Origin of the sequence: Rothia sp. HMSC066G02 (assembly GCF_001813145.1) — a bacterium.
Lineage (GTDB): Bacteria > Actinomycetota > Actinomycetes > Actinomycetales > Micrococcaceae > Rothia.
In genome coordinates this window covers 65,396-83,704 of sequence record NZ_KV811584.1, presented here as the reverse complement: position 1 = coordinate 83,704, position 18,309 = coordinate 65,396, and the positions used below count along the sequence as shown (strand labels likewise).

Annotated in this window: 15 protein-coding genes; 10 read left to right on the top strand and 5 right to left on the bottom strand. The window is 60.1% G+C overall.

Features of this window, described 5'->3' with window-relative positions; genetic code table 11:
- Window positions 1-76: 76 nt before the first annotated feature.
- On the bottom strand, window positions 77-1,510 hold the full coding sequence (gene purB, locus HMPREF2894_RS02670) for an adenylosuccinate lyase (RefSeq protein WP_070677694.1): 1,434 nt from the start codon (window positions 1,508-1,510) through the stop codon (window positions 77-79).
- A gap of 251 nt (window positions 1,511-1,761) precedes the next feature.
- Here purB and HMPREF2894_RS02665 point away from each other — a divergent pair, with 251 nt between their 5' ends.
- The 6 genes from HMPREF2894_RS02665 to HMPREF2894_RS02640 all read left to right on the top strand — a co-directional run bounded on the left by HMPREF2894_RS02665 (window position 1,762) and on the right by HMPREF2894_RS02640 (window position 10,307).
- Complete coding sequence (locus HMPREF2894_RS02665; RefSeq protein WP_070677692.1) at window positions 1,762-2,355, top strand: ABC transporter substrate-binding protein; 594 nt, start codon at window positions 1,762-1,764, stop codon at window positions 2,353-2,355.
- Window positions 2,356-2,374: 19 nt separating this feature from the next.
- On the top strand, window positions 2,375-4,783 hold the full coding sequence (locus tag HMPREF2894_RS02660; protein ID WP_070677690.1) for an extensin: 2,409 nt from the start codon (window positions 2,375-2,377) through the stop codon (window positions 4,781-4,783).
- A gap of 252 nt (window positions 4,784-5,035) precedes the next feature.
- A complete protein-coding gene (locus HMPREF2894_RS02655; protein WP_070507249.1) occupies window positions 5,036-6,163 on the top strand; it encodes a histidinol-phosphate transaminase in 1,128 nt (375 codons plus the stop codon).
- A 413-nt stretch (window positions 6,164-6,576) separates the two neighbouring features.
- Window positions 6,577-7,743 (top strand): thiamine pyrophosphate-dependent enzyme, encoded by a 1,167-nt coding sequence (locus HMPREF2894_RS02650; protein WP_070677688.1) that lies wholly within the window; start codon window positions 6,577-6,579, stop codon window positions 7,741-7,743.
- 2 nt (window positions 7,744-7,745) lie between these two features.
- The gene (locus tag HMPREF2894_RS02645) at window positions 7,746-8,732 is read left to right on the top strand and encodes an alpha-ketoacid dehydrogenase subunit beta (RefSeq protein WP_070677686.1); all 987 of its coding nucleotides are present in this window, start codon (window positions 7,746-7,748) and stop codon (window positions 8,730-8,732) included.
- Window positions 8,733-8,831: 99 nt separating this feature from the next.
- On the top strand, window positions 8,832-10,307 hold the full coding sequence (locus tag HMPREF2894_RS02640) for a dihydrolipoamide acetyltransferase family protein (protein ID WP_070677684.1): 1,476 nt from the start codon (window positions 8,832-8,834) through the stop codon (window positions 10,305-10,307).
- Window positions 10,308-10,466: 159 nt separating this feature from the next.
- Here the strand turns inward: HMPREF2894_RS02640 and HMPREF2894_RS02635 are convergent, their stop codons facing one another.
- Genes HMPREF2894_RS02635 through HMPREF2894_RS09080 form a run of 3 tightly spaced genes read right to left on the bottom strand, consistent with a single transcriptional unit; the run spans window position 10,467 to window position 12,424 of the window.
- Entirely contained in the window at window positions 10,467-11,579 is a 1,113-nt protein-coding gene (locus tag HMPREF2894_RS02635) for a hypothetical protein (protein ID WP_049349931.1), read from the bottom strand.
- A gap of 33 nt (window positions 11,580-11,612) precedes the next feature.
- A complete protein-coding gene (locus tag HMPREF2894_RS02630; protein WP_049349932.1) occupies window positions 11,613-12,275 on the bottom strand; it encodes a sugar O-acetyltransferase in 663 nt (220 codons plus the stop codon).
- Window positions 12,275-12,424 (bottom strand): hypothetical protein, encoded by a 150-nt coding sequence (locus HMPREF2894_RS09080; protein ID WP_005504480.1) that lies wholly within the window; start codon window positions 12,422-12,424, stop codon window positions 12,275-12,277. Before HMPREF2894_RS09080 ends, HMPREF2894_RS02630 begins: the two co-directional genes overlap by 1 nt.
- A 147-nt stretch (window positions 12,425-12,571) precedes the next feature.
- Between HMPREF2894_RS09080 and HMPREF2894_RS02625 the strand changes: the two genes are divergently transcribed.
- The 4 genes from HMPREF2894_RS02625 to HMPREF2894_RS02610 all read left to right on the top strand — a co-directional run bounded on the left by HMPREF2894_RS02625 (window position 12,572) and on the right by HMPREF2894_RS02610 (window position 17,431).
- On the top strand, window positions 12,572-14,338 hold the full coding sequence (locus HMPREF2894_RS02625; protein WP_049349933.1) for a long-chain-fatty-acid--CoA ligase: 1,767 nt from the start codon (window positions 12,572-12,574) through the stop codon (window positions 14,336-14,338).
- 311 nt (window positions 14,339-14,649) lie between these two features.
- On the top strand, window positions 14,650-15,534 hold the full coding sequence (locus tag HMPREF2894_RS02620) for a MetQ/NlpA family ABC transporter substrate-binding protein (RefSeq protein WP_005507550.1): 885 nt from the start codon (window positions 14,650-14,652) through the stop codon (window positions 15,532-15,534).
- Window positions 15,535-15,679: 145 nt separating this feature from the next.
- On the top strand, window positions 15,680-16,735 hold the full coding sequence (locus HMPREF2894_RS02615; protein ID WP_049353969.1) for a methionine ABC transporter ATP-binding protein: 1,056 nt from the start codon (window positions 15,680-15,682) through the stop codon (window positions 16,733-16,735).
- Window positions 16,736-17,431 carry a methionine ABC transporter permease gene (locus HMPREF2894_RS02610; RefSeq protein ID WP_049349935.1) on the top strand — a complete coding sequence of 232 codons (696 nt, stop codon included), beginning with the start codon at window positions 16,736-16,738 and terminating at the stop codon, window positions 17,429-17,431. It abuts the gene before it with no gap.
- 122 nt (window positions 17,432-17,553) lie between these two features.
- Here HMPREF2894_RS02610 and HMPREF2894_RS02605 read toward each other — a convergent pair.
- The coding region (locus HMPREF2894_RS02605) for an IS3 family transposase (protein WP_083309902.1) at window positions 17,554-18,309 on the bottom strand (756 nt) is incomplete at its 5' end.

Sequence of the window (18,309 nt, the reverse complement as noted above, 5' to 3'; positions counted from 1 at the left end):
TTTAATGCGTCCAAGTTTCGGGGCGCAGTTCAACACAGGGAACCGGGGTCTTTAGTTTTTAATCCTTTGCTACGGACTAAGCGTTCTTCGCGTGATCCAGCAGCTGAGCCGCAATACCGTTGTAAGTGTGCGGAGTCAGAGCCGACAGGCGCGCTTCAGCCTCGGGGGAGAGACCCAGAGTAGCCACAAACTCCTTCAGACGAGCTGCATCCACGCGGTGACCGCGAGTCAGCTCCTTCAGACGCTCGTACGGGTTCTCCATGCCGGGAACACCCGCAATAGCCTCAGCACGCATCACCATCTGGATCGCCTCAGCCAGAACCTCCCAGTTCGCATCCAGGTCAGCGGAAATAACCTCGGTCGCAATATCCAGACGCTCAAGACCCTTCACCACATTGGAGATAGCCAGCACCGAGTGACCAAACGCCACACCAATATTGCGCTGCGCCGAGGAGTCAGTCAGGTCACGCTGCCAACGAGAAGTCACCAGAGTCGAACCCAGCGAATCCAGCAGAGCGTTAGAGAGCTCCAGGTTAGCCTCCGCATTCTCAAAGCGAATCGGGTTCACCTTGTGCGGCATAGTGGACGAACCGGTCGCACCAGCCACCGGAATCTGACGGAAGAAACCAATCGAAATGTAGCTCCACACATCGGTGCAGAGGTTGTGCAGCACGCGGTTGAAATGAGCGATATCCGAGTACAGCTCAGCCTGCCAGTCGTGCGACTCGATCTGAGTGGTCAGCGGGTTCCAGGTCAGGCCCAGGTGCTCCACAAAACCGCGAGAAACATCCTGCCAATCAGCGTCAGGAACCGACGCATAGTGAGCAGCGTAGGTGCCGGTTGCACCATTAATCTTGCCCAAGAACTCAGCAGCAGCAACGTGCTTCACCTGGCGCTTCAGGCGGTACGCGAGCACGCCCAGCTCCTTACCCAGGGTGGAGGGAGTTGCAGGCTGACCGTGAGTACGGCACAGCATCGGCACGTCGCGGCCTTCCTCAGCCAGCTTCAGCAGAACCTCAATCAGGTTCTCAGCGGCAGGAATCCACACGTTCTCAACGGCGTCCTTGATGCCCAGCGCGTAGGCGAGGTTGTTAATGTCCTCGGAGGTGCAGCCGAAGTGAACCAGCGGCACCAGGTGACCCAGGCCCAGACCCTCCAGACGGCGGCCAATGTAGTACTCGACCGCCTTCACATCGTGAACGGTGACTGCCTCAATCTCTGCCAGCTCAGCGACAGAATCAGCGTTGAAATCGGTCACAATGGCGCGCAGGCCCTTCTTCTGCTCCTCGCTCAGCGGGGACAGACCCGGCAGCACCTCGTGCTCGCACAGGTAAATGAACCACTCAACCTCAACGTGGATGCGGTCGCGGTTCAGCGCCGCCTCAGAGAGGTAGTTGGTCAGGGGTGCGGTCACGGAAGCGTAGCGTCCGTCGAGGGGGCCCAGCGCAAGTTCGCCGGTGCCCAGGTCAATACGGCCAGAAGGCAAGAAGGTGTTATTGGTGTGAGACATAGCTCTATTTTTGCATGAATTCGCTGAAAAAAAGAGGCGGGAAGAGCATATGGACGTGACGGGCGGCTTGGTTAGTTACAGAAATATGACAAAACGAGGGGATGCGGAGGGGGCATTTTTTGGGTTTTGAGGACGCAAAACGTGCGAATTTTTCGAAACAAGCCTGAGTTATCCACAGGTTGGCGCACTCCACCTGCACGGTCACCGCAACAGATTTAGCCTAAAACAAACCCGCCGTGAAAGGACACACCATGACCACGATTGTTGACACCGCACCACCACCCGTACCCCAGCTGCCCCGAATCGAACCGACCGATATCCTCCGCGCAGCAGGACACATGGGCATCGGCACCGCCGCCGGCCACGCCCTCGCCGAACAGCTCATGGCCGCCGCCGTGCTCGCCCGCGCCAAAGGCGCAGAACTCGCCCACAGGATGCGCACCGAAGCCCAAGAAATCCGCACCGCACACCAACGCGCCAACGAACTCAACGGCGAACACTGGGCATCCGAAGCCGGACGCGCCTACCGGCGACAACTCGAAGAACACCGAGAAAAAATCCGCCACCAAGCCGAACAAGCCGAAGGCACCGCCGCCATGATCGCCGCCGCCGGTGAAGAACTCGCCAACGACCTCACCGTCAAAGCGCAGGCAATCAAAGCCGCCGCCTCCGCCGTAGATAACCTACTCGGCAAACTCGCCGACGGTGCCGCCGACCTCCTCGAAAAGCTTGACCCCGGCGAAATTATCGCCCGCTCAGGCGTGCAAAAAGCCCAGTCAACGCTCGATTCACTCATGCACGTGAACCTGCCCGACGGGCTGAGCTCGCTCATCCGAACCCACTAACCCCACCCTAGGAGACACCATGATTACCGGACCCACCGTTGCGCCCATCGGTGACCTCGCCGACTCCGCAGGGCCCACCGCAGGCACCATCAGCGTTGAGCTTGAAGAAATGCCCGCCATTGCCGACGGCCTCGACGCCGTCAGCCGCACCTGCGCCGACCGCGCCATGCCGATTCTTGGCATCGCCACCGAGACTCGGCTCTTCCTCGGCATTAACGGACGTGCCCAGCAGGCTGCCGCTATTTGCGCCGTCCTTGCTGCAGACCTCGGTATGAGTGCCGCAAAGTTCGGCGTCACCGCAGCCACCGTCCGAGCCGCCCACAGCTCCTACCTGCAGGTTGAAAACACCGTCGCAGGCTGGTTCGAATCCATGGGCATCGCAAAGGACGGCAAGCTACCCGACGGACGCAGCACCCGAGGTCACTTCCGCGGCCTCATCGCTGGAGAACCCGGCGAAGCTACCTACCTCTTGAAGCTCACCATTCCCGAGCTTGGGTACTTCTCGGCATCTCGGACGCTGCCGTATTCGCCTCTCGTGGCGGGTATTCTTTTCGGCTTCACCGCCTACATGGATGCCAAATGGAATCCTGAAATTGCCCGTCAGCGAGCATTTGACCGCCTTGCAAGCATGTTTGGCATTCCGCGAGGACTTGCTCGAAAGGCACTGGGCGGTGGTCTATCTAACCTCATCAAGGCAGCTATCGGTGGAAACGCGGTTTACAACGTCCGTACAGCCTCTGCGGAGGAATACGGTATTGCTACGCATCGCGGCGAGAAAAACCAGCTCTCTGTGGGCGCCAGCTCGGAACGTCTTCTGGCGGCGGCGCAGGCGCAGGACCTTGAACTTGAACGTTCCCGGCAGGACCCTTTGACCGCTGAACGTAGTGCCGTACTCGTCACCGTTATGTACGAAGCAGGACATGAAGGCGACCCTGCCCATGCGCTGTATGTGGTGAGCATTCCGGGTACTATCTTTGGATCTTGGGGTGGATCCATCATAGATGGCGAGGGGACTCTCCGTGAAGCAGCGGGCCCAGACCAGATGAACTCTGCGTACATGATGATTTTGCAGGCTCTGCGTGATGCTGGTGCTCCCAAGGGTGCTCGTGTATACATGGAGGGCTTCAGCCAGGGAGCAATGATCGCCCACAACATGGCGAATAGTGCTGAAGTCGCCAAAGAAATCAATATTGTGGGTGTCTATGCCCAAGCTGCCCCGATGCGAGGTATGTCAGCCAAACAACGTGACTTTGCCGTGGATTACGTGGAGGGTGACGGCGATGGGGTTCCTGATATAGCAAAGAAGATTCCCTTGCCACAGATTTTTGGAGAACCGTGGCATCCTGATGAACGCGATACGGTAATCACCGTCAATAACCATGAGCATCATGCCGTAAATTACCACGAAGCCCTACACCGTGAAGGGCATAGCGGCAAGGTGCCTGGCGGCATGCGCGCCGCAATGGATGGTAAAGAGTATGTGCTGGGGGAACAGAAGGTTACCTCCGCCTCAAACCTGCCGGACGGTCTGCCTCCCGCTCTACGAGTGGGTATAACTATCAAACGTACCGAGGGCTACGCTGTTGCAGCCCTTGCATCAGGAACTATCCCTGGTGGCTTGGGTATAGTTGAGGGGATTGATCAGCTGACAGGCGGGCGCCTGGGGCAAGCAAAGCGTGGTATCGAAGATACCGTCTCAGATGTCCAACAGGGCATGGAGATTGCCAAGCAGAGGGCCGAGGGTCTCCAGCGAGAAGCTGGAGAAACCGTACAGGCGGCTGCTAAGCAAATCCCCGCCGTCATCGAGGGCATCAAAAAGACCATCCCTCACCCCGAGCCGACTCCGCAGGAATCTCAGAACCCGCAGCCTGCATGGCCCGAAATGCCTGTGCCGCAGATGCCCAAGGTGCCCCTCCTGCAGGGATACAACCCGCAGCATCTGCCGCCCGCCATCAAGATGCCGAGCGACCTGAGCCGCCCCGAGCCTGCCCACATCAAGATGCCGAGCGACCTGAGCCGTCCGGAGCCTGCGCCCATCAAGATGCCCACTCGAATCGAGGCAGAGGGGCAGCTACCCCCTGCAGGTCTAATCCCGCCGGACATTCTGCCCAAACCTGCAGATCTGCATACGCACATCGAAAAGGCTGTTACTCAGCCAATCATCGATCAGCTGCAGCTCCCTAACGCGGGTTCCGCGCTCAAGAATCCTCCAATCTTCGGAGCCAGGCAAGGCGGAGACTACGACGGCGTTGAGTCGCTCATTCCCATCCTGCCAGGCCAGAAGCCGGCACCCATGCTCCCGCCCAAGAGCATTGACCCCGGCTTCCTCGCACCAACTCCGCCCGAGAACATCGACCCCGGGTTTCGCGCCCCAGGCCCTCCCGAGGATCTGACTCCCCTCGAGGAGCGTGAACCCCTGATGGTCTAAACACCGAGTCTAAAAGCATCAATCTCAAGGACTCTGTATCTCAAAGACTCGGTGGAGGGTGGAGGGGACGAGTAGAGTAGAGAAGAGAAAAGGAGGGGCGCCACCGGGAACAACCCCGGCGGCGCCCCTCCATCTTTGCGTACAGCACTCGCGGCCAGTATCTGCTGCCTGCACAGTTACAGCTTGCTCGCGACCTGCTCTCCAGGTGAGAAGCGTTAGCCTCCGAGCCGCCCGCAGGCACATACTGGAACCATGAGCCAGTCAGCTGAACACGCCAACATCCCGGTCCGCCCCGTCTTCAACACCCTGCCCAGCTACGCGGCAGGCAAGCCGCCCGCACCCGTTGAAGGCCTCACCCAGTACAAGCTCTCCTCGAACGAGAACCCGCTGGGTCCCGTACCCGAGGTCGCGCGCATCCTCGCAGAATTTGCGACCGTGCACCGCTACCCCGACCCGCTCTCCACCGCCCTGCGACAGAAGCTCTCCGCACGGCTCGGCGTGGACGCTGACGACATCGTCACCGGCGCCGGAAGCCTCGGCGCGCTCAACCAAATCCTCAAAACCTTCGCCGGCGTAAACGCCGACGGCGTGCAGGACGAAGTCATCTACGCCTGGCGCTCCTTCGAGGCATACCCGATCCTCGTCGGCATTATGGGCGCTCGCAGTGTGCAGGTGCCGAACCTGCCCGACGGCTCACACGACCTGGACGCCATGGCGGCAGCCATCACCGACCGTACCCGCCTGATCCTGGTCTGCACCCCCAACAACCCGACCGGCCCCGCCGTCACCGAAAGTCAGATCCGTGCGTTCCTGGAGAAGGTGCCCGCCCACATCCCCGTGGTGATTGATGAGGCGTACTTCGAGTTCTGCGCCGCCTCCACCGTGCCGGAAGGGGAAGAAGCCCCGCTGAACGGCCTGGACATCTACCGCGACTATGAGAACGTCATCATTCTGCGCACCTTCTCCAAGGCGCAGGGCCTGGCGGGTCTGCGCGTGGGCTACTCGATTTCGCACCCGCAGATTACGCAGCACCTGCGCGTGGCGGCAACCCCGTTCGCCGTGACGGCGCTGGCTGAGGCGGCGGCTATCGCCTCCATCGAGCATGAGGATGCGGTGATGGAGCGTGTGAGCCACCTGGTCGCTGAGCGTGAGCGCGTGACCGCTCGACTGCGCGAGCTGGGCTACGATTTCCCGAGCACTTACGCGAACTTCGTGTGGCTGCCCCTGGGGGAGCGCACGGGTGAGTTTGTGCAGCTGATGGCTGAGCATGCGCTGTCGGTGCGTGCGTTCGGTACCGAGGGTGTTCGCGTGAGTATTGGCGAGGTGGAGGCGAATGACCGTTTCCTCTCGCTATGTGAGGTCTTCGCGAAGGGGCTCTAGAGCGTCTTGTGAAGGGGCGGGAGTGCCCACCCTGCCCTGTTTGAGCCCTAATTGAACAATGTACTATTTTCCCTTGTCGAGGTTTGTTTGGGCTTTTCAAATGGTTCTCGCGCGGAAAAAATGATGACCCGAAAAAGCTCTCAATAGTTAAATTAAACCTCCCATATATTCTCAAAAAAGAATATATGGGAGGTTTAATTTAATGATGTTCAAATAGTGAATGGCAGGGCATAATACACTGCGTTATCAGCGTAACTGCCGCGAGATAAAGCCGAAAAGAGTAGACTGGTAACTATATATGCCCAGACCCTCACAGGCTTGCCGGAACACCTCAAACCCTGCACCATCAGGTGAAAGTTGAGACTAAAACCCAAGCCGCTGAGGGCCAAGCCCTCGTCACGTGTGGAGGTTAGATGCACGAGAACGACAAGTACCCCGGAGTGCCCGAACGCATCCAGCTCATGGATGAAAACGGCACCGTACACGAACACCCCACCTACAGCCGGTACATCGAAGACGTCAACGCAGACACCCTGCGCGAGGCATACCGCCTCATGTACACCACCCGCCGATTCGACGACGAGGCAACTGCCCTGCAGCGCCAGGGTCAGCTCGCCCTCTGGGTGCCCAGTCGAGGCCAGGAAGCCGCACAGGTTGGCTCCGCACTCGCCTACGCACCCAACGACTACATCTTCCCCTCCTACCGTGAGCACGCCGTCGCTCTGGCGCGTGGCGTGGACTTCCGCGACCTGATCACCATCTTCCGCGGTTCCACCACCCACGGCTGGGACATGAAGGCGCACAACTTCCACACCTACACCAAGGTGCTTGCCGCCCAGACCGTGCACGCCGTCGGCTACGCCATGGGTCTGAACTTCGACGCCGACATCGAGGCTGAAACCGGCATCCGCCGCACCGGTCAGGGCCAGGCAACCGACCCCGCCGAGGATACCCAGAAGCCCGCCGTGGCGGTCTACTTCGGTGATGGCTCCTCCACCGAGGGTGACGCACACGAATCCATGGTTTTCGCCGCCTCCTATAACGCGCCGGTGCTCTTCTTCGTGCAGAACAACCGCTGGGCTATCTCCGTGCCCTTCGAGGTGCAGTCCCGCGTGCCGGTGTCCACCCGCGCCGCAGGCTACGGCTTCGAAGGCATTCGCGTGGACGGCAACGACGTTCTCGCCGTGCTCGCCGCAACCCGCTACGCCATGGAGAAGATCCGTGCCGGTGAAGGCCCCGTGCTGATTGAAGCTGAGACCTACCGCCTCGGCCCGCACACCACCGCGGACGACCCCACCAAGTACCGCACCGACGCCGATCTTGAGGGCCCGCTGCACCGCGACCCCATGATTCGCCTCGAGAAGTACCTGCGCGAGCAGAGCTACGCCGATGATGCCTTCTTCGAAGAGGTTGCAGAATCTGCGCAGCAGGTCGCGAACGGCGTGCGTGAGGCAGTGCTGAACTCTGAGGTTGCCGACTTTGAGTATTTCTTCGACCGCGTCTACGTGCAGGAACACCAGCAGGTGGAAGACGACCGCGAGTTCTATCGTAACTACGTTGCAGGCTTTGAAGAGGAGTAAGCATGAGCGAGAAAATTGAACGTTTGACCCTCGCCAAGGCGATTACCCGCGGCCTGGAAGACGCCATGGAAGCCGACCGCACCGTCGTCATGCTCGGTGAGGATATCGGCAAGCTCGGCGGCGTGTACCGTGTGACCGAGGGCCTGCAGGCGCGCTTCGGCAACCGCCGCGTCATGGATGCGCCCCTGGGTGAGTCCGGCATTATCGGCACCTCCATCGGTATGGCCCTGCGTGGCTACCGTCCCGTGCCGGAGATTCAGTTCGACGGCTTCGTGTTCCCCGCCTACAACCAGATCACGAGCCAGCTGGCGAAGATTCACAACCGCACCGATAAGCAGTACACGGTGCCGGTGACTATCCGCATTCCGTACGGTGGCGTGATTGGTTCGGTGGAGCACCACTCCGAGTCCCCGGAGGCGCTGTTCGCCCACACTGCGGGTCTGCGTATTGTGACCCCCTCGACCCCGCACGAGGCGTACTGGATGACCCGCAAGGCGATTGAGTGCCCCGACCCGGTCATTATTTTTGAGCCGAAGCGCCGCTACTGGCTCAAGGGTGAAGTGGACTTTAGCGACACTTCCTTTGATCCGTTTAGCGCCCAGGTGGTGCGTGAGGGTACGGACGCGACCATCGTTGCGTACGGTCCGCTGGTGCCGGTTGCTCTGGCTGCTGCGGAGGCTGCCGTGGAGGATGGCCGCTCGATTGAGGTCATTGACCTGCGCTCGATTTCGCCGCTGGACGTGCCGACCGTTGCCGCTTCGGTGGCGAAGACTGGCCGCCTGATTGTTGCGCACGAGGCGCCGACCTTTGGTGGTATGGGTGGTGAGTTGGCTGCGGCGATTACGGAGCGTTGCTTCTACAGCCTGCAGGCGCCGGTGATTCGTGTGGGCGGCTACTACATGCCGTACCCGATTTCCCGCGTTGAGGAAGAGTACGTGCCCGATATTGACCGTATTCTTGAGGCGGTTGACCGCGCTTTTGACTACTAGGCATTCCCTGATCTGACGTATCAGCGTGTTGCGCTATGGCGGGTTGCAAGCCCGCACAGAATATTCCGTATAGGGCATATGCCCTAGTGAGAGGTAAAAATGTCCCAGATTTTCCCGCTCCCTGACGTGGGTGAAGGCCTGACCGAAGCAGAAATCCTCAGCTGGAAGGTTGCCGTCGGCACCGAGGTCGCCATCAACGACGTCCTCGTTGAAATTGAAACCGCGAAGAGCGTCGTAGAACTTCCCTCGCCCTTCGCCGGCACCGTCGAGGCGCTGCTCGTTGCCGAAGGCGAAACCGTTGAGGTGGGCACCCCAATCATCAGTATCTCCGGCGGCGACAACGCACCCGCAACCCCGGCGGCACCCGCCGCGGCAGAGGCTGAGTCCGGCACCGCACTGGTCGGCTCCGGCCCCAAGGCGGACGCTGTGAAGCGCCGCGCCCGCAAGCGCCCCGCCTCCGCATCCCAGCCCGCACAGGCTGCTACGGCACCGGTCGCACCGACTGTTCAGGCGCCCGTGGCGCACACCCCCGCCGACTCGGTGAACCGCAACCAGGGCCTGCTGAGCGAGCTGGCTGAGCGCGCCTCCCGCTTTGTGGAGAACACCCCGCTGAACTCGGTGGTGCAGCGTCTGGCGCCCGAGCCCGCAGCGGCTCCCGCACCGACTTTGGCTCCCGAGCAGGTTCCGCACCGCCCGACCCTCGCGCCGCCTCCGGTGCGCCTTGCCGCAAAGGAGCTGGGCGTTGACCTGGCGAATGTGACCGCTACCGGTGCGCGTGGCCAGGTGACCAAGCAGGACCTCATGAACTATGTGGCGCACCTGAGCGATGTGCAGCATAGCGGCGCCCGCCAGCCGTTCTGGCAGCCCGCAGCCACCCCCGGTGACCGCATTGAGCGCATCCCGGTGCGTGGCGTGCGTAAGGCTACCGCGAAGGCGATGGTTTCGTCGGCGTTTAGCGCTCCGCACGTGTCGATTTTCGTGGATGTTGATGCCTCCCGCACCATGGAGTTCGTGAAGCGTCTGAAGAAGTCCCGCCACTTCGAGGGCGTGAAGGTCACCCCGCTGCTGGTGCTTGCCGCCGCGGTCATTTGGGCTGCTGAGCGTAACCCGCAGGTCAACGCGACCTGGACCGATAGCGAAATCCAGATTAAGCACTTCATGAACCTGGGTATTGCTGCGGCGACCCCTCGCGGCCTGATGGTTCCGAACATTAAGGACGCTCAGGAGCTGTCCCTGCGTGAGCTGGCTATCGCGCTGAACAACCTGACCACTCGCGCCCGTGAGGGTAAGACTCAGCCCGCTGAGATGGCGAACGGCACCCTGACCATTACGAACATCGGTTCGCTGGGTATTGATACGGGTACCCCGATTATTAACCCCGGTGAGGTGGCGATTGTTGCCTTCGGTACGATCAAGCAGAAGCCGTGGGTGGTTGATGGTGAGGTTATTCCTCGCTGGGTGACGACCCTGGGTGGCTCGTTCGACCACCGTGTGGTGGATGGCGACCTGTCGGCTCGTTTTATGGCTGATGTGGCTGCGATTCTTGAGGAGCCTGCCTTGCTGCTGGACCACTAGGCGGCATGTTTTAGCTAGTCAGCGCCGTATTGCTGGGTAGCTAAGGCCGTTTAGGATACAGATACTTAGATACAGAAAACCTCCGGTACCTTTCGTAAGGTACCGGAGGTTTTCTGCACGTTTTATCCCTATCGCAACGAGGCGCGGGTGCTTAGAAGACTAGGCGTCCTCGCGTGCCACCTGGTCGCTCGGGTACTTGTCCACGCGGCGGTGGTACAGGCGTCCCAATAGACCGCCGAGGATAGCGCCGAGGAAGCTCAACGCCAGAACCAGCAGAACCGCGAGCAGGCCGTTCGCGAAATCGCCCGCAATCAGCTTCTGCAACGACAGGGACGCGACACTATTCTGGAACAGCTGAGGCATGAGGAAGGTCGCCAGGGATCCGAGGATGAGCGCCATAATCTGCCAGAGCCACACGGCAATGCCCTGCTTCGCGCCGGCGAATCGTGCCATGCGTCCCGCCGCGTAACCGCCCACCAGGTAGGCGAAGAAAATGAGCACACTCAACGCCACCGCGACCGGCACGGCGTTCGACGCGCCGCTGAAGAGTCGGGAGACCACCGAGGCGTATTCGATGGACTCGCTCTGACCGGTCAGGGTCAGCCACGACTGGATAGCCCACAGGCCACCGTCCATGAGGGAGATGGTGATTAGCCAGCCGAGCAGGCCGGGCAGCAGGTGCATGCGGGAGTAGCGGCTCTTCTGCATGGACAGCGCTGTTGCGGCGGTGAGGATGGGTTCCGAGCCAGCGGCATCACCTGCGGGGGTGGGGATGACGAAGTGGTCATCATCCGCCGGATTAGCCTGCGGGGCGTTCGATGCCGCATGGGCGTTACCGGGTGCGGGCACCTCGTAGCTTGCCGCAGCGGTAGGCGCGGTAGCGGGGGCAGGGGTTGCGCCGCCGCGTACGTTGTCCGTGCTGGGGGCTGCGGGCTTGTCGAGCCAGCTGAGGTTGTCGGTAGCGGGTTTGCCCAAGTCAGCACCGGAGTCTGCACTTTGAGCGGCGCTGTTTGCGGAGAGGAGCGGCTGGGTTGCGGTAGCCGCCTCGGTGAGGGGGCGGGTCGCATCCTGCGAGGACTGCGCGGAGGACTGAGCCGAAGAGGCCGACTCGCGCGCCTTTTCGTGGGCGCGGCGTGCGGCGTTCAGGTCCTCATCGGTCAGAACCACGGTGGGGTCGTCGGAGGAGAATGCCGCCTCCCACAGGTCACTTTCGGTGGGGGTGGACGCCGCGGTAGCCGGACGCTGCTGCGGGGTGTTGTTCTGTGCGTTCATTAAATCCTTTGGATTCTAGTCCTGGGTGCTGATTTAGCGGTTGCGGTCAGCGTAGAAGGCGCGTGCTTCTTCCAGGGCTTCTGCGGAGTAGGTGTGCGGGTATGCCGGGCGTTCGTTCTCGTCCAGGGTGCGGATGACGCGGCCGGGGTTGCCGACCACGAGGGAGTTAGCCGGGACGTCCTTGGTGACGACGGTGCCCGCGCCAATCACGGAGTTCTTGCCGATGGTCACACCGCCCAAGATGATGGCGCCGCCACCGATCCAGACGTTGTCTTCAATGGTGATGGGCTCGCCACCTTCCCAGTATGCGGCGCGGTCGACCGGGTTGAGCGGGTGGGTGGGGGTGAGGAACTGTACGTTGTTGCCGACGAGCACGGTGGAGCCGATGCGGATCGGGCAGACGTCCAGGAAGACGCAGCCAAAGTTGAAGAAGGAGCCGTCACCAATATAGGTGTTCACGCCGTAGTCGAAGCGTGCGCCGGGGCGGATGTGTGAGTGTTCGCCCAGGTGGCCGAGGTGTTCACGGTAGACGTGCATTGCCTGTGCCTGCTCGCCGCGTGCGTAGTGTTCTTCGGCGAGGACGGTTGCAGCGTGGATGCGCTTAGTCTGCGCGGCGCATTCGGCGTCGGGCATGTAGGCGGCGCCGGAGACCATGCGGTTGAAGATGTCGCCGTTGGGGCGCTGCGGGGTGTGCATTAGTGGGCTCCTCCCAGAAGGTAAGCAAGTGCGATGATGGCCATTCCGAACAGGATGACGACTCCTCCGGCGATGGCGAATCGTTTGGAAATTTCGCGGAGGAGCTTCTTGAACTGTTCGTCAGTGATGTCTTGCTGTCGTTTACTCATGCTTTAAGTATCCCAGAGTTGCTTGGGTTTACCTTAGTGTTTCGGCGTTTATTGCGGTATCTGGGGCGGGTGTACCGTGTGATTTTCAGCGTGGAAAGAAGCGCTGCTGAGTTGAAGCGTGAGGGTGTGGGAAGGCACAATCAATGCATGACTGAGGCTCAGAAGAACACGAACCTGCAGGATGCGGCGGCACCTGCATCCCCCGCTGGCGTATCGGCTGGTGCGCATCCATTGGCGCATCGCCCCTGGTTGAAGAATTATGCTCCGTGGACTGCCCGCGATATTGAGCTACCCGAAACCTCGCTGAGCCACCTCATTGACGAGGCGGTCCGCACCGTACCCCACAAGGTGGCGCTGGAGTTCTTTGGCGCGACCACGACCTACGCCGAGTTGGGGGACCAGATTGAGCGTGCTGCGGAGGGTCTGCGCGTGGCTGGTGTGCAGGCGGGTGACCGTGTGGCGCTGATTTTGCCGAACTGTCCTCAGCATATTGCGGCGTTTTACGCGATTCTGCGTCTGGGCGCGATTGTGGTGGAGCATAACCCTCTGTACACGGGCGCGGAGTTGCGTCACATGTTTGAGGACCACGGCGCGAAGGTCGCGATTGTGTGGGATAAGATCGCCTCGCATATTACGGGTCTTCCGGCGGATATCCGCCCGAACCATATTTATTCGGTGAACATGATTTCGGCGATGCCCGCGCTGATGCGTACCGCGCTGAAGCTGCCGTTGAAGAGTGCGCGTGCTTCGCGTGAGAAGCTGACCGGTCCTGCGCCGGGTACGGTGCCGTGGACTCAGCTGGTGAAGAGCGAGCGTATTGACCCGTCGCATCGCCGCCCGACCGCGCACGATATTGCGCTGCTGCAGTACACCTCGGGTACGACCGGCCTGCCGAAGGGCGTGATGCTCACGCACCGCAACCTGGAGTCTAACGGTCGCATGGGTGAGGCATGGATTAACCCGGGCGATGACGAGGTGATTTACTCGGTTCTGCCGCTGTTCCACGCGTACGGTATGACCCTGGGCGTGACGATTGCGTCGCTGTGCCGTGCCCGCCTGGTGCTGTTCCCGACCGTGGACATGGACCTGATTTTGAAGGCGATGAAGAAGACCCGCCCGACCATTCTTCCTGCGGTTCCGCCGGTGTATCGCCGCCTGATGGATGAGGCGAAGAAGCGCGGCGTGTCCCTGGAGGGTATCCGTTATGCGGTCTCTGGTGCGATGAACCTGCCGCCTGAGCTGGTTGCCGAGTGGGAGGAAGCCTCCGGCGGTTTCATGGTGGAAGGCTACGGCCTGACCGAGTGCGCGCCGCTGGTGTCCTGCAACCCGCTCAATGACACTCGCCGTGCCGGTTTTATTGGTGTTCCGTTCCCCTCCACCGATATTCGTGTGGTGGACCCGGAGACCGGCGAGGACGTGCCTGATGGTGAAGAGGGCGAGCTGTGGGTGAAGGGCCCTCAGCGTTTTGCCGGCTACTGGAAGCGTGAGGACGAGACGGCGAAGACCATCACCCCCGAGGGTTGGTTGCGTACCGGCGATATTGTGCGCCTGGACGAGGACTACTTCATTCAGATTGTCGACCGCATTAAGGAAGTCATTATTACCGGCGGTTTCAACGTCTCCCCGACGGAGGTTGAGGTCGCCCTCAAGCAGCACGATATGGTCGCGGATGCGGCGGTAGTCGGTATTCCGTTGCCCGCCGGTGGCGAGATGGTGGTCGCCGCTGTAGTTCCCGCCCCGGGCCGGGTGGTGCAGGAGCATACTCTGCGTGAGCACTGCTATTCGAAGGTGACTCGTTATAAGGTTCCGCGCCGCATCGTGGTGGTGGATGATCTGCCCCGTTCGATGCTGGGTAAGGTTCTGCGCCGTAAGGTGCGTGAGCAGCTGATTGCTTCGGGCGAGTTCGATCAGTAGGTTGATTCCCCACCGCCCGTAACGGGTGGCACTATGGACGCCGGCTTGGGTTTTTGTACCCCGGGCCGGCGTTTTGTGTGCGCCTGAATACACCGTCAATGACGCTTTGTGACCTGGCAAATAATCACCGCATGACGAATTGTGACAAAATATGACGACCTTGACGTTCTGTGTCTCATGAATAGCCATTAACTTCCACACCCGCCCTTGTGCGTGCTGTAATTGTCCCATCATCATTCCCATCGGATGTGCTAGTACCAACGTGAGCACCCGGCGGAACGCATCATCATTCAACAGAAAGATTCATAGCCGTGAAGAAGTTTGCTGCTGCACTCGCAGTTGTCCCCATGGTCTTTGGCCTGGCAGCCTGCGGTTCCACCAACTCCTCCTCTTCCTCCTCTTCCGCATCCAAGAAGGTCACCATCGGTGTGGTTGGCTCTGAGAAGTTCAACAAGACCCTGAAGGAAGAAGCTAAGAAGCAGGGTATCGACATTGAGTTCAAGGAGTTCAGCGCGTACACCGAGCCGAACCCCGCACTGGACGCCGGTGACATCGATATGAACCGCTTCCAGCACATCGCGTACCTGTCCAACTACAACGTGAGCGCTAAGAAGGACCTGCAGATTGTTGGCCCGACCGTCATCTACCCGATGGCTCTGTTCTCCAAGAAGCACTCCAAGTTGGCTGACATCCCCCAGGGCGGCGAGATCGTTATCCCGAACGACACCGTGAACGAAGCACGCGCGCTGAAGCTGCTGAAGACCAACGGTCTGGTTACCTTCAAGAACGCTGATGTTGACGCACCCACCATCGACGACGTGGACACCGCTAACTCCAAGGTGAAGGTCACCCCCGTCGACGCAACCCAGACCGTGGTTGGCATGGAGTCCGCTGACGGCGCGGTCGTCAACAACGACTTCCTCAAGGATGCAGGTCTGAAGCCCGCAGACGCACTGGCTCAGGACGACCCCAAGACCGACCCCTCCGCTATCAAGTACGTGAACCTCTTCGTTGCTCAGAAGGACAAGGCTGACGACGAGACCTACAAGAAGATCGTTGAAATCTTCCACACCAAGCCCGTCATGGATGTTGTTCAGGAAGAGACCCGCGGCACCGCTGTTGAGGTCAACGTGAGCACCGACGAGCTGCGTCAGTCCCTGGCTAACGAAGAAGCCAAGCTGCGCGCCAAGAAGTAATCTTCTAAATACACGCCTCCTCTAGGCATACGCAAAGGCGGTAAGTCTAAGCACCCGATGCGGGTCACGACAGGCTTACCGTCCTTTGCGTAACGGCGTTAATGCCCTTTAGCGCCCCAACCACGACATTTACGGATACATATTTATGAGTGAACTGGCACAGAGCTTCGGCGACAGCACCTTGCCCATGGTGGTTCTGGACGGAGTCTCCAAGGTCTTCGGCAACGGCCCCAAGGCGGTAGTTGCTGTGGACAACGTCTCCCTCACCATTAACCGCGGTGAAATCTTTGCAATTATCGGCTACTCTGGCGCCGGTAAGTCCACCCTGGTCCGCCTCATTAACGGCCTGGAAACCACCACCAGCGGCACCCTGACCGTTGGCGGCTTCGAGATTTCCGGTAAGCGCGACTCCGAACTGCGTGAAGCACGCACCAATATCGGCATGATCTTCCAGCAGTTCAACCTGATGAACTCCCGCACCGTGCTCGGTAACGTCGAGTTCCCGCTGAAGATTGCCGGCTGGTCTAAGAAGGACCGCCGCGAACGCGCCCTGGAAATGCTTGAGTTCGTGGGTCTTGCCGACCGTGCAGGTCATTACCCGAACCAGCTTTCGGGTGGTCAGAAGCAGCGCGTGGGTATTGCTCGTGCGCTTGCGACCAACCCTGCCCTGCTACTGGCTGATGAGTCCACCAGCGCACTGGACCCGGAAACCACTCATGAAGTTCTTGCGCTCCTTAAGCGTGTGAACCGTGAACTGGGTGTGACCGTCGTGGTGATTACCCACGAGATGGACGTGGTCTCCAGCATCGCTGACCGTGTGGCAGTCATGGAGTCCGGCCGCGTGGTGGAGCAGGGCAACGTCTACGACGTCTTCTCCAACCCGCAGACCGACGTGGCAAAGCTGTTCGTGGCTACCACCGTGAAGCTTGCCCCCACCGGTAAGGAAGCGGCTGAACTGCGCGCAAACCACAAGGGTTACCTCATCAACGTTGAAATCGTGGAGGGTAACCAGGAGCTCGGTAAGGTGCTGTCCTACCTGGGTGCCCGTAACGTCCGCTTCAACATTGTGGGCGGCGGTATTGAGACTCTGCAGGGCAAGGCGTACGGTACCCTCACCCTGGAACTTCTCGGCGAAATCACCAGCATTGATGCCGCCGTTGCCGAACTGAAGACCGTTGCCCGCGTGCAGGAGGTGCGCTAAATGTTTGCTACTACTCTTCCGCTGGCTGCGTCTAAGACGGACTGGTCCGAGTTCCTGCCCGAGAAGCTGCTCCCGGCTATCGGCGATACGTTCTACATGGTGACTATCACCATGGTGTGCGCCGGTCTGGTTGGTCTGATTGTGGGTGCTCTGCTGTACACCACCCGTGAGGGCAACATCTTCCAGAACCGTTTCGTGTACACGATCCTGAATATTCTGGTGAACGTGATTCGCCCGATTCCGTTCATTATTTTGATTGCGGCTTTGGGCCCGCTGACGAGCGCCGTGGTGGGTACCCGCCTGGGCGTGAATGCGGCGGTCTTCGCGATGAGCTTCGGTGCTGCATTCGCTATTGCCCGTATCGTGGAGCAGAACATGGTCTCCATTGACCCGGGCGTGATTGAGGCGGCGCGTGCGATGGGCGCTTCAAAGCTGACCATCCTGTTCACCGTGATGATTCCGGAGGCGCTTGGCCCGCTGATCCTCGGTTACACCTTCCTCGTCATCGGCGTGGTGGATATGTCTGCAATGGCCGGTTATGTGGGCGCCGGTGGCCTGGGTAAGATTGCGATCGTGGACGGCTACCAGCGCTTCAACGATGAGATCACCTGGGCTGTTGTGGCGATTATTATCGTCCTGGTTCAGCTGGTTCAGTTCCTCGGTAACTTCCTGGCCAAGAAGGTTATGCGCCGATAAGCTCGTGCCTCTTGTAGGCCTTGTAGGTACTGTAGGTACGGCTGATACAGCATAGAAGACCCCCGGTCTGCTCCTTGAGGATGAACTGCGCCCCGAAACTTGGACGCTATAAATAGTAACCCCTATACGGCCTCCTGCAGGGCCTGAACCCGGTACTCTACCGGAGTCAGGCCCTTAAGCTTCACCTGGCGTCTTGTTGTATTCCAATGCGTAATGTACGCATCGAGGTCAGCTTTGAAACTCTCAAAGGTTAGCCAGTCCTGGCCACGAAAAAACTCGTCCTTCAGGTGACCGAAAACCTGCTCAGTGGCACCATTGTCGATGCAGTTACCTTTGCGTGACATACTCTGAATAAAACCATTATCAGCAAGCGTTCTGACGTAGAACTCGTGCTGATACTGCCACCCCATATCCGAGTGCAAAATCGGCTTGACTCCCTCGGGTTTGGCCTCCACGAGTACCTGAAGCATCTCTTGCTGCTGAGCAAGATTAGGACACATCGAGATGGAATAGGCGACAATCTCCTTGCTAGCAAAGTCATAAACCGGCGCGAGATAGGCCTTACCGAAGGAAAGCTTAAACTCGGTAACATCGGTACCCAACTTCTGCCAAGGACCAGTCGCCGTGAAGTTGCGACCGATGATGTTCTCAAAACTTTGCCCCGCCTCCCCCTTGTAGGAGTTGTACCTGTGGTAGGGCCTCTGGCGGCGTATACCGCAGCGCAGCCCCATCTGACGCATCATCTTCAAAACCGTCTTATCGGCAATGCGCACCCCTTCCTCAGCACGCAGACACATAGCTACCTGCCTGTGACCGCACCCGTTGGGGGTACGTGAAAAGATCTGGGCGACCTTGGGACGTAGCTGCACTCTGGTTGG